The organism is Ruegeria sp. N10, assembly GCF_056531545.1.
The window spans coordinates 1-12,803 of record NZ_JBQFLY010000024.1 but is presented as its reverse complement, the minus strand read 5'-3'; the positions used below and the strand labels follow the sequence as shown (position 1 = coordinate 12,803).

At 47.8% G+C, this 12,803-nt stretch carries 8 protein-coding genes and 1 pseudogene; 5 read left to right on the top strand and 4 right to left on the bottom strand.

Annotated elements, in window-relative coordinates; translation table 11 throughout:
• Positions 1-23 precede the first annotated feature (23 nt).
• Positions 24-1,652, top strand: a complete 1,629-nt coding sequence (locus ACR0JI_RS19935) for a radical SAM protein (protein WP_480496262.1) — start codon at positions 24-26, stop codon at positions 1,650-1,652.
• A 22-nt stretch (positions 1,653-1,674) separates the two neighbouring features.
• Positions 1,675-3,222 carry an ATP-binding protein gene (locus tag ACR0JI_RS19930; protein ID WP_480496260.1) on the top strand — a complete coding sequence of 516 codons (1,548 nt, stop codon included), beginning with the start codon at positions 1,675-1,677 and terminating at the stop codon, positions 3,220-3,222.
• Between the two features lie 200 nt (positions 3,223-3,422).
• Here ACR0JI_RS19930 and ACR0JI_RS19925 read toward each other — a convergent pair whose 3' ends face one another.
• Entirely contained in the window at positions 3,423-3,683 is a 261-nt protein-coding gene (locus ACR0JI_RS19925) for an XRE family transcriptional regulator (RefSeq protein ID WP_480496258.1), read from the bottom strand.
• A gap of 905 nt (positions 3,684-4,588) precedes the next feature.
• Between ACR0JI_RS19925 and ACR0JI_RS19920 the strand changes: the two genes are divergently transcribed.
• Positions 4,589-6,307: a hypothetical protein gene (locus ACR0JI_RS19920; RefSeq protein WP_480496256.1), complete on the top strand. Its 1,719-nt coding sequence runs from the start codon at positions 4,589-4,591 to the stop codon at positions 6,305-6,307.
• A gap of 622 nt (positions 6,308-6,929) precedes the next feature.
• Here ACR0JI_RS19920 and ACR0JI_RS19915 read toward each other — a convergent pair.
• Both ACR0JI_RS19915 and ACR0JI_RS19910 read right to left on the bottom strand, forming a co-directional pair.
• Complete coding sequence (locus tag ACR0JI_RS19915) at positions 6,930-7,133, bottom strand: hypothetical protein (RefSeq protein WP_480496254.1); 204 nt, start codon at positions 7,131-7,133, stop codon at positions 6,930-6,932.
• Between the two features lie 477 nt (positions 7,134-7,610).
• Positions 7,611-7,799: pseudogene (locus tag ACR0JI_RS19910) on the bottom strand (transposase); the annotation flags it as partial.
• A 249-nt stretch (positions 7,800-8,048) separates the two neighbouring features.
• On the opposite strand from ACR0JI_RS19910, the gene ACR0JI_RS19905 reads away from it, so the two are divergent.
• A complete protein-coding gene (locus tag ACR0JI_RS19905; protein ID WP_480496252.1) occupies positions 8,049-10,124 on the top strand; it encodes a hypothetical protein in 2,076 nt (691 codons plus the stop codon).
• Positions 10,124-10,837 (top strand): hypothetical protein, encoded by a 714-nt coding sequence (locus ACR0JI_RS19900; RefSeq protein WP_480496250.1) that lies wholly within the window; start codon positions 10,124-10,126, stop codon positions 10,835-10,837. The genes ACR0JI_RS19905 and ACR0JI_RS19900 overlap by 1 nt, the downstream gene beginning before the upstream one ends.
• A gap of 930 nt (positions 10,838-11,767) precedes the next feature.
• Here ACR0JI_RS19900 and ACR0JI_RS19895 read toward each other — a convergent pair.
• Positions 11,768-12,803 (bottom strand): hypothetical protein (locus ACR0JI_RS19895; protein WP_480880304.1); only part of this gene is annotated, 1,036 nt, incomplete at its 5' end.

The window sequence follows — 12,803 nt, the reverse complement described above, 5'->3', positions numbered from 1 at the left end:
ATTAACAAGATTCGAGGCGCAACATGGCCAACAAGAATATCCTTCTCGTCGAGCCGGGTTACCGGAACAAATACCCACCACTCGGCTTGATGAAGATTGCCCAGTATCATGGGCCTAACGGCAAGAGGGACAACGTTCGCTTTGTGAAGGGAGAGGATCCTTCAGCTTACGAAACGGCTTGGGATCGCATATACATCACGTCGCTATTCTCGTTTGAGTGGGATCGCACAGCGCGAAGCATCGACTATGCACTCGATTTGGTGGGCGGGCAGGCACATCGCGTATTTGTTGGCGGCATCGCTGCATCGCTAATGCACGAAAGATTCATTGAAGAGCCACGGTGGCGGGGAGTTCGTTTCATCAAGGGTCTACTTGGAGAAGCTCCGGCTATATCGCTGGGTTTGGATCCATTTGATGAAGAGCTCTATGCAGATGATGTGAATAGCACACCCATTGAGGATCTAATTCCTGACTACAGCATTCTTGATCACATCGAATATGAATATCCGGTGAACGATGCATACTTTACCTATGCGTCACGCGGCTGCGTACGCAAATGCGCCTTCTGCGGTGTGCCGAAACTTGAAGGTGCGCAGCGCGATACGAACTCATTAACCGAGGTTGTCGAGGGTGTCAGTAAGTTGTACGGCGAAAAACGCGATCTGACACTTATGGACAATAACGTCGTGGCGTCGGCAAATTTCAAAGATATTATTGCCGAAATCATTGACCTAGGGTTTGAGCGAGGCGCAAAATTGAAGCGTGGTCGCTATGAACTACAGAGGCGAGTGGATTTCAATCAGGGGGTTGATGCACGCATCCTTTGTAAGGACCCAATGTACTTACAGCAACTGTCGCGAATAGCTCTGAAGCCTCTCCGAATAGCTTTTGATCATTTAGGTGTGAAGAAACCTTACGCCCAAGCTATCCGCTATTCGGCAGACGCAGGGTTGACTGATCTGTCCAACTACATGCTCTACAATTTTCATGATACACCTGCTGACTTATTCGAGCGGATGCGTCTCAATGTGTCGTTAAACGAAGAGTTGGGAATTCGAATTTTTTCTTTCCCAATGCGCTATCAACCAGTGACACGACCTGATCGTGGCCACGTCGGCAAGAATTGGAATGCGTATTATTTGCGATCCATGCAAGTTATCTTACAAGCTACTCATGGCATTGTTAGCGGGGCGCCAGATTATTTTCGCAAGGCATTCGGTGATACATATGCAGACTTCGAAGGTATCTTGCTACGCCCGCACCATTTCATCTTCAATCGCTTTTGGTATGAGCAATATGGTGGGCGGCCTGAATTCGAAGCATTTGAATCTGTTATGGCTAAGCTGACGGCTGATGAGCGAACAGAGCTACTCGCATATCTATGCAGCAGAGATAAGAACGATTACCTACGAGACCTGAATGAGCTGGCAATTGGCAGATTGCGCGATGCTGCCAATTTCTTCGTACCCATGTCGAAGTCAGACGAAGAGAAGATCTGGAAGGCGCAAAAGCGTCGGCGCGTTGAAGACATCAATGTCTATTTGGTGCCTGATGATGAGCGAGTTGAAGATGCTGGTCTGAATGACGACGATGCACCTTTGGAAGCGAAGGTAAAATCTACAATCAAAAACATCACGCAAGTTTATGCGTGATAAATCAAAAAGGTGTTGAGGTATGGCTGACAGTGCGTTGAAAGATGAAAGCTGGATCAATGGATCGGAAATCTTTATCGGTAAGGATGTCCTGGAGCTCCTAAGTAGCTCCATGTATGTGAACCCGCTTTCAATCTTTCGAGAGTACGTTCAGAACGCCACAGATGCCATCGATGACGCGGTAGCATTGGGGCTATTGCCATCCATTGATCAGGGTCTTGTCGAAATCAATCTTGATCATATCGACCGACGCGTTGTGATCAGAGACAATGGCAAGGGGGTGCCTAACAAGGACTTTGCCACCCGCATGTTATCATTCGGAGCAAGCGAAAAGCGTGGAACTGATGCGCGAGGCTTTCGTGGCGTTGGTCGCCTTTCTAGCTTAGGTTACGTACAGCAACTCGTATTTCGTTCACGTGCTCAAGGCGACGCCAAGGTTATTGAAGCAACATGGGATGGCCGGATTGTCAAACAGGTCATCGCTTCGAATGACAGCGATGCAGACCTAAGAACTATTGTACGCCAGGCGGTTACGATAAACGAGCTGGAACCCGACGACTATCCCACTCACTTTTTTGAAGTTGAACTGGTCAAGCCGCGGCGGATCGCCAACGACCGGCTGCTAAATGAGGTGGAGATAGAGGCTTTTGTCAGCCAAGTTTGCCCCTGCCCATTCGCGCCAACATTTTCTTTTGGCGAAGAGATCACAAATGCACTTGCCACACATGGGCGTGCCGGGAAGTCCTACCGTATTCATATCAATGGTGCGGAAGAACCAGTTTACCGACCATACCGCGATCACGTTGAATACTCGGACTCGAAAAAGGCAGCGCTTCATCGCTTAAAGACTTTCGAAATCGAGAGCATTGATGGAAAAATGGCGGCGGTTGGGTGGTTGATCCACCATGATTACCAAGGGGCGATCCCGTCTGCTCAAGGTGTGCGGGGTCTACGCGCCCGAGTTGGGAATATACAGGTCGGTCATGATCGTGTGTTTCTTGAAATTTTCCCTGAAGATCGCTTCTGCTCTTGGACGATTGGGGAGGTTCACATCCTTGACGGTCGTGTTGTGCCGAATGGCCGCCGCGACGAGTTTGAGAGTAACGCTCATTTAGACAACATCATTGCTCATTTGCGTCCCATTGGCGCAGAAGTCGGCCGTGAATGCCGCTTGTCCTCGCAAAAACGAAATAGGCTCAAAACTTTTGAGCTCGCGGCTGACAAGGTATACGAGAAGCTTGATGTTCTAAAACAAGGCGCCGTGTCAGAAGCATATGCCAAGTCGCTTCGTGTAGAAGTCGGGACGTTGATCGCAGAAATGCGTAGAGCCATTAATTTTGAACTCTTCGAAGAAGAGGACAAAAGAGCACTACGAAGCCAACTTGAATCTATTGAGAAGACTGCGAACGCCCTCACGACAAAAACTGACGGAGATATCTTAGAGAGCTTAACAGATAGCAAGCGAGCAACCTACAAAGAGGTCTTTGATCTAATTTATGATTGCTCTGCAAACCAGATAGCAGCAAAGAGTCTAATTGATCGCATGTTGGACCGGCTTTCACGTTCTTAAGCCGTGGATAGAGATTTCTTGGTCTATCAATTGGTTGCGGGAACCCCTCATCGACAAAACTTAGATAATCAAAAGCTTGGAATGGAAAAAGTGTTTATGGCTGGTTGGTACTGAGGGAAATCCAAAGGCAAACAACCCCTAAAATTTACTAGTATTGTGTAATTTTAACATTGGTATAAAAAAATAATTTTAAGCTCCTTTTATTGAAGGCGCTGACCGGTTCTCACATCAGACACGCTTATCTCACACCGAAGACCCAGATTGTGAGCCAGGCTCATGATCTTATGTAAAGAATGACCTTCCACCTTTCCGTTAAGAATATCATTCAGTCCTGACCGGCTGATCTGAAAGATGGATGATTTTGCAATATCGGTCTGGCTAAGTGCGAATTCACCGATACGCTCGTCAATTACCTTGGCCAGGTTCTGCTTTAACTCATGAATATCTTTATTCGATGGCATGGTGTGCTCTCCAAAACTAAATAAAGAAATTTACCATAAGTCTGCACAAATCAAGTACTTATCCACAATTTCTTCGGCTAGTTTTAATCGGTTTGGCCCTGAGAATCGCACAGGTTTCCTGGTACTCAGTCTCCGTTCGGGCAATGCTCAAGCGATAGTCCTGTCCATGAAAATTTAGGATTGCAACAGGATCCATGTTCAATGTCCGGAAATAGTCAGACCAAAGACTGTCATGCCGGAGGATCAGCATGGTTTTGTCTTTCGGATACCCCAGTGTGACCATCAACCTCTCTCCATCAATATTCAGGAATCCGGAGAAATAGTTATTAGATTTAACCCCATCATAATCATAATTTTGGTACAAAATCCCAAAGTCCGGCAAAACCAAAGTCTCGTTCGCTAGTGGTAAGCCGGTATATGAGCAGATCGATGCAAAGTAGAAACCGAAGGGTAGGGGGTGTCTACCTTTCTTTAGGTCTTCTGGAACCCTAATACTTAGGGGCTTCAGCCCGATCAGAAACCATGATTACTAGAAGGGTAGAATCTATGTTTCGGATCGTCCTGCGCGACCGTCTACTATTAAGATTATTCTGGAAATAAGACATAGCCCACTCAGCTATGACTTCGAACGGAAAAATATACCGCAGAAAACGGAAAAATCTACCGAGATAGGTCCTTCGAACTGTCCTTGGAAGAGTTTGCTTGTTCTTGGTTTGAAACCGGATTTCTAACCATTCACAAGGATAGGCTTGTCTTTTTTTTAAGTCTGCAAATATAAGGTGTCAAAGCAAACGAAGAACACTCAGGTTGTGGCATCAGGCAAATCCCAAATAAATAGACCCTCCTATGCGGCTCGATCCGTTTCCAAGACGGAAAAATCTACCGCAAATATGGCCAGAAACACGATGGCCACGTATGAAGGTGATGGTCAGAAGCGCAAGGCACCTATTGTAGCGGATCGCTATAATGCGCGCATCGTGCGAGTTGACAAAAAGAAGATCGTCAAGGAGTCCCCTGAACAATGGATCACAGAGGTCCTCGACCCGAAAAAGCGGTCAGACAACGAAAATCATCTTTCAAAAATTGATCTCCACGCCGAAGAGGCAATGATAGGTGTCCGACTATTCCCGGAATATTCGCTGCCAATACGGTTCCTAGATGCCAAGTGGTCTCAGAACCTCACACTTGGGTCGCTCAAAATACTTCACCTGGTATTCGCGACCTACACCCACAAAAACGGGCCCGTCACCATCAGCAAAAGGGCTCTTGGTTCCTACCTCGCAAAATCTAAGAATTCATTGTGCACATCGTTGGTGAAAGAGTCCTTGGGAAGATTGGAAGAACTGTCCGTCACAATCGGGATACGCCGTCTTCTAAACATCAAGATACGCGAGCTGCATATCGAGCGTGTCTTCGATAAGATCAAGGATGAAGGTAACAGCGTGTCGTTCATTCTAGCCGCCCCAGTCAGGCAGGAGTTCGAGCGCCCAAAGCTGTTTGTGCCGATGGGTCTAAACACCATCCAGAAGTTTGGGTCTCTACACTCGCTTCTGCTGTTTTCAACCCTGATGGGACATGACGGTCACTCATTCCGGAACCACATCAGCCGCCTTCGCAAGGTCAAAGCCCGCAATAGCGAAAAGAAGATCCAGTCCATGAAGGACGGTTATGATGGAGTGCAGTATGAGCACGTACCGAATTGGACATCCGGTTCATTCGCGATCAAGCTCCATCATTTAGCTGATCTGATTGGGTTGCGCGACGGTGAAGACCACAGACAGCGGAAGCGTATCCAGAAGCGGGTGATTGATGCCGCGGAGAAGATCCAGGCGACCTTTTGGGACGACTTCATTGGGCCTCAGGTCAGCATAGATCCTGAATATGGGGTCGAAACCGTCAAGCAGCGTAAGAACCTGACAACTGAAACAGGGGAGATGAAGCTCTCCATCCGGCCACCCTGGCGTCCGGCGCAGTACGCTCTGAATCCGAAACAGATCAGGGACGCCTTCAGCCTGGAAACATCGACTGACCTCTATGTTGGTGCCCTGGAGTTCCGGAACACATTGGCCATCGCCGGATTTAATGGATCAGATCCCACTCTGGCGCCTGTCATCCACAATGACTGGAAAATATTCCTGTGGCGCAATCGGGGCCGGGTTGAGAAAAGCGAGAGTGTCGTTGATCTCTACCATGACTATCACAGCCAGCTTGTGTCGACCGGACAGTTCGACCCCTTTGAGGAGATTAGGCTGGGTCACAAGGTCGGGAAATGGTGGGCTGAAATCAACGGCAATACGGCCGATTTCGACGATGATGTATGCCCGGTAGTTGACGATGACATGCGCAGCGCCGCGCCGACACCAAAAACGGAGAAAGAAGAAATCGAACTTCCAGAAGTACAGAAACCAGATGAATGGGAGGCAATGAAAATTCAGGAATACAGCTTGAAGCGAGATCCCCATGATCACGACAAAGTTCGCGGCAAGTTGAATGGACGCTTAGAAATTTTCTACGATGCCAACCTGGCGGCACTGCAAGTCCGGAAGGAAGTTATTCCATTCAATTCGGTTGCCGATGCAAAGGTCCGCGCGGCTTCGATGCGTCGTGCGCTTTGGGGCTCCTAAAAGTGTCAACATTGGGCGGCTTGCTGATCGAGGGCATCGGCGGCGGCCCGCAGGATGTCTGAGGCGGACTCGTCGGCCGGGACGGTGAACTTGACGAGCGTCTGGATGGTGCGGTTCTCGCAGGTGGGGCATTCAGCGCAATGTGGCGTTTGGGCCCGCCCTCAGTCGGAAGGGGTTTGACGAGGTGGAATGGGTGGTGACCGGTTTCGTATTGCTGATCACCATCCATGATGTCTACCATTTGCCGCTTTCCTTTTCGAATGCAGGAGATTTTTCCGTTGGAATGGTTTCAGTTTTACACTGTTTGAAGGTCCCTGTTGGGTAGATTTTTCCGAAAGCGAGCAGGGGTGAGATAGTTTAGAATGCGGAACTTTTTGTGCAATGGGCTGTCAAAAAAGACTTTTTGAGTCGTCTACCCATTACTTCGTTTAAGTGAATCGAGAATCCACAGCCAATTCTTTCATTCTGAAAGCCCTGAATCTTTCAATCTGAAAGGCTTCAATTCCCACAGCGAGAGCTGCATTCTGATTTCTCTTTCTGTTTTTCCAGCCTGACCCCCTCGTTGGACTGCACTGCAAATTATGTCGCAAAGCTAACGGGCTGGAAAGTTCAGGTCCTCTAATCAAGACCCTGCGCTAGAGACCTCAAAGTGGGTGTTCACCACACGCAACAAGTGCTCAAAGTCACCCTTTACAGCGTCCTCTAGAAAAGTTTGAATTCTGGCTTGCTCGGCTCCGGCTTTTTCGGCTGCGTTCTGACAGCGTGCCAGCACTTCGAAGGCATTGGCGTTTGCTCTGGGCAGGTCGATGGTCGCTAGTTTTTTCATGTCAAATCCTCATGTAGAATACCGGGCAACCATCGCGGGTCGAACTTAATCTCAGGTATAAGAATTGCGGATTTTGCCCTCGATCCAAAGACTATTCTAGATTTAACAGAAGTTGCGTACGGAGCGTTTGCACGTTAGTCCGCCAACCACCCGCTGCACCCGAATAACGGTCAATCGAGAATATGCCGTGAGCACCAACCGTGAGCCCAATGGTCTAAGAGTTTCTCAGCGCTCTAAGGTCAGCGATGCGCAGGTTCCGGACTTTGCAAACTCAGAGCCGATTCCTGAAAGCAGGCCTTCACGTCTTGAGTGAATATGGTCAGCCGAGCCCTTTCCGGACCTTCGCAAGCCGATTGAAAATGCTAACGCAATGCGTCAAGAATTGGTAATGACCCGTTTCAGTGGACGGTTTGAAAGGATCCGGCTGACAAATCTTAGAAGTCAGGCGGACTTACGTTGCCAAGATATCCAAGACGGCGCGAATATGCCTTTCTCGCTCGAACGCTTCCACCGGCTAGAAAGCGTTTTTGTGTGGCCCGAATTTCTTGGGAGCATCGCGCCAACGCAATCAATTGCGATTGATGAAGATAATCCCAATTGACACTCGTTTGTCATCAACCCGTGGGTTGCCGAGCGATTTCGGGAACGAGGCGAGCGCTTGGCCATCAGCTTGTCGGTCAGCTAGTAAAAGTCGCTCATATCACCGCTCCGCATCCTGAGTTGTGAATCACGCCGTGCTACGAAAACAATGCAACCGAAACCAAGCAGAAACCGTCATCCATTGATTTTGAATTATGACCCTAAATCCGAACTGTCCATGTACTGAAAACACAGTAAAAGAATATTTTCGTTTACAGAATTTTGATTCGGCGCGACTATGTTTGCAGATTTATCTTAAGAAATTGGGGTGTCAAAATGCTGCGCTTTCCGTCAGTTTCATCATGTGTTTTGTTCTATGGCCTAGCTACAATTGCGTCCGCAGACGGTGATATTCAGGTTCCCAATGGGGGAGGAGAAGTGCCAGGAACTCCATATATCGCCAGAGCTGCTTACCTAAACTTGTGCTTGGACGCCTTGTTGGAAAACCAATGCCCGGAAGGGCGATTGCGTCCCATTGATATTCATAGGATCAATCCTGGAGGCTTGTCCGCAGCATACGAGTACGCCCACAAACCCGCTTTTCTTCCAGTGGCGGCTGGCGAGCGCCAAACTGAAGCTGCCAAAAACAATGGCTGGCCTACAATCGTTTGGGATATAAAGTCGGGCTTAGAAGATGAGACGAAAAAATTCGCGACTTTCAGACTCTTGATTTCCAACACTGACATTCAAGAAAAGGCTGAGGACGTTGTCAGAAATACGAAAAGCGAACAAAATTACGTAACGAAACAAAAAGGCTTCACATTAAGTGATGTGGACGTTTTACCATTTAAAGCAACTCGAATCATTTTCAAAATTGTGGGGCTCCCGGATGGAATTACCCTCGCAGAAGTTGAAAAGACTACGAACGTTGCCGATGTAGATTATGTGGATTTATTCGTCCCTATCACACAAGAGAAAAGCGAACTGCTTAAAAGGGTTCTTAATTCAGGCGACGTGGAGTTCCAAGTTCAGTTCAGCTACCTTGGTTCGAAGGCTGCAAGCAGTGCGTCCCTTCGGTCGATAAATGTCGTCGAGATAACACAACAGATTGATGAGCTCCTAGACAGCAAACAGCTATCTGTTGGAGACCCTATATCACAGAAAGAGAAAGACAGTCTTTCACAAAGAATTTCAGCTATTGCGAGTGTTAATATCCAGGCGAATGACGCGGACTTAATTGACAAAATACTTGATAAAGAGCTGATTTCTTTAACTGAGCAAATGTTTGAAAAAGCTCCGGACCCGATGTCTATTGAAGAGTTCACTAAGAACAGATCAGCCGATGCAGTAGAGGGCTTTCTTCAACCTATCTACGATGAAGTGAAAGAAATTAGCAAAGAGTATGATGAAAAAAAGGAAATAGACGAAAACAATAGAACTGTTGAAATAAGTCTTGGAAACAAAAACAAAGGCGCTACCGGAAAAATTACAGAACAAGATAAGAATAGGATCGAGAGGAAATATGGCGTTTCGTTTGAGGAAATAAACAAGGATAAGATCCTAGAGCCGCACGCGCTAACGGTCTCGTTCGTAAGCGAAAACTATGCAAGTATCGCAAACGACAGTATGGTTTCAATCAGCTTGGCTGATCCGAGCGTACGCGGATATGATGAGCCCGTAACGATACCAGGTTCGATGGTTGTTTCGTCCGATTTTATAGGGACTTCGGTCTACTCTCTGGGAACCAATGTACCCATCGGAGCTGCGCTTTGTACGTTTGCAGCTACCCTAGACCCCCCTGAAGGTTTTGTTTGGATAAAGGAAGGCACTACTTGGCCCGATGACGAAACTATTTTTGGATCTCTTGCTGGGAAGGAAATTCCGAAAATGTCAGGAATCTTTCCAGCGTTTACAGAAAACCTGGAGTCAGTGGGAATTGTCAGTGGGGGTGCTCCGGCAACAAATAGTACTTCATTGGAAATCAGTACTACAAAATCAGACCATGGGCTTCTGACTATTACTGATAGGAGCACAGTCGCATCCGCCGACACCGACACATCAAAAATAATGTCGAAAAAGCGAAATCCTAATCAGCTTGTTGCAGGACCAGTGCCTCCGGATACCCTGGTGTTTGCCGCTCCTTCAGGCGTTGCTTGGCGCGAGTCAGGCAAAGGACCAAGTGAAGGCCAATTCTCGTTTGGTCTTTTTCGCTTGCCAAAAGTCGGAACAGAAATAACTTCTGCCGTGGGTACGGTCCTTACAAATGTTCAAGGATTGTCGAGTGCGATTACCCACCAAACCGTGGGCGACATTTCGTTTAAAATAAATATTCCCTCTCTAAGCATCGATCATTCCAAGCCAGTCAACCTGCCTAAGAATTTGCCATGCCGTTGGATAGTGAGGGTAAAATAATGAGCGTTGCCAAGGCTTTTTACTGCACGGTTGCGCTCGGGTTGGCTGGAGTTCTGCCATGTTCAGCGGACGCGCAAGGTCTAATACCAGACCAAATATCTGTGTGGATTAATGTGTATATACCGGATGATACATCGAATGAATACATAGTTGACCACCCCTATGGCGGGACAACCGTAAGAGACCCACTTGGCATTGCTTGTTACACCACGGACGGACGAGGACCATCTAAAGATCCATCGGCATCCAGTCGCGTGCATGCGTCTATCGATCTTGAGCTTCTTCCCGAAGACCCGTGGGTTGAAGAAAGGGTCCGGACAATGAGTATCAGTGAAACCATCGAGTATGGGTGTTCGAACGATGAAGTAACTTGTCAGGCTACTGGATCATTTGACGAGGACGAAATTGCTTTCAGTCGCAATGGCGAAATTATTAGTCTTGAATTTGATCTCGCAGCCAGCAATCCGTGCAATATTTTTGCCGAGTACTTCGGGGCAATCGATGTGGAAGTTAATTTAAGGATGGATTTATTGAAGCGGGAGTTTGAGTATGATGCTCTCATTGCCGAATTTCCTAACTACGAAATGTACCTCCAGTACGACGACAATGATCCTAATCTAGTGTTTAGCACCGAAGTCGAACAGGACTCTTCGCCAACTAGCTTGCTTGGAGACGCTAGCCTAGAAATTTCCGGCAGTGGCAACATTGACTAAAGCCTTTCTTCCCTAAGTGATTGGTTGTACAAAGTACTTTGTAGTTAGAGTAGCGTCAGACTGTGCGTCGATTTTATGACTTGTCGTCTACGACCTTTCGTCTCGTTTCTCGGCGGTTTGGGGTGATATCCAAGGGCGCCAGTTGGAACTGCCACGAGTTAAGTTATTACGGTTCAGTTCGAGTTGAGACAACTTACCGCGTCATCGGAAAAACAGATTCAGAGTCCTATCCGTTCCAAACATACAATAGTGTGAGAACCTTTGACTTCGATGCGTGCGGAATTTCGCTACGGTTGCCATAATGGATCGAGACGAAAGCAGATTTTGCGGTAAAAGGCACGGAGGTCCGCTTTTCCGCATATCCGTCAATGGAGCTGTTTAGCCCAACCAACGCCGTCAAATGGCCGGTTTGAGCCCAGAGCAGAGGGTTAGCCTTCTTTCTTAGGTGATTTCATTGGCGTCGCCATTAAAGAAATTGTTCCTGCGACTATTACACAGTTCTTTATATTTGGCCTTCTAAGTAAACTCGGTATTCGTCAGTTCTGCGACGGATAATAGCGCACTTCCGCGACAACCCCGGTTGAGCATACCACTGTGTTCGTAATTTTGAACGAAATCGACCCAAAGTGCGAAGTCAACTCTTGCCAGTCGCTCCAACTCAACGGTGGCGCTAAAATCTCTAAGGAATCGCCATTTGTCATAAATCTTGTCCCACAAAAGCCGGGCCCGACCGACTGGGCTCGAACTTCGATAGTGGCGACTGCATCCTCTGTAGTGATGGTCATCCCGTCTATGAACGGTACTACTTGTTTGTTGTCTTGAGCATCTGATTTCGAAACTATCGACATGCACGCACAAGCAGCCACAGCCAGAATGATGGGATTTACGCTCGTGTTCCGTCTCATAATTGGACCTCTAACAGAGTTGTTCTCATTTGGGCATGCAGGCGAAGGAAACGTACTTGTAGCCACACGTCCCACCGCCTCGAGTGCTCAGCCTCTTGAAAGATGTCAGTCGCTTGTTTTGTTTGCAGATATTGGCGTCCGCCCACTGAGCTAACTTTTTGTCACCTGTAGGCCCACCATTTTGTGGGCACTTCACATGATAATAGTGCTTGGCATCCTGCGGACGGCCCTGACCCTGCACTAAATAATGACCTGTAGGTTTCGCGGAACGGTACTTTTTTATCCAAGCTCGCCTGTCTCTTTGCGTCGATTCCAAATTGACTTGGAGCCCGAGATATTCATCCAGGAAGTTGCGTTCGATGAAGCCCGCATTAGCACCTTGAAGAACCGCTTGTGGCGCGCCAAATGAAGCCTTTTCCAGCTCTTTTAGGACCGTTTTCGTGTAGGAGGCATTTGTCTGACTTTCAATTCCGGAATAGTCGACCAAATACAATTCCATGGACGTCGGAACCCAATCCTCGCCAGTCTTCGTAAACTCTGTCGAGCCGTCTAATTCCAGTTTGTTGGCGGAGTCCTTCTTGGCTTTGGCCTTGAAGTCCTGATACGAGACTTCAGCTTCCGTTTCAGTGGATGCATCGTACACTCCCTTCAGGGCACCCTTAGTTGTTTCATCCACATTCAATATCGCGGGACCAACATCTGTAGTACCAACAGTCAGATTGTAAGTGTCCTCTGCCACTTTTTCCATTCTCGCAGTGACGCGTTTTGCATCACTCAAAACAAAGGCAACAATCTCATCGATAAGTGGGCCGTCAGCACAACCGACGTCTTCCTGGCATACCTCTTCCACATTAAGAGTCTTCACTACTCTTTGCGCGCGATCCGATACCCAATCACGAGAAACTACGCGAAATTTTTGCTCTTCCGCTGTGGTGGTAGTAGAACCGCTTGATTTTCCTATCTTTATAGGGCCGAGATCAATGCCTAACCCACCTCCATCAGCAGTCACGTTGACTACTGTCAAGTCGGTCTCTTTTTGCTCATCGCTTAAATCGAAAAAG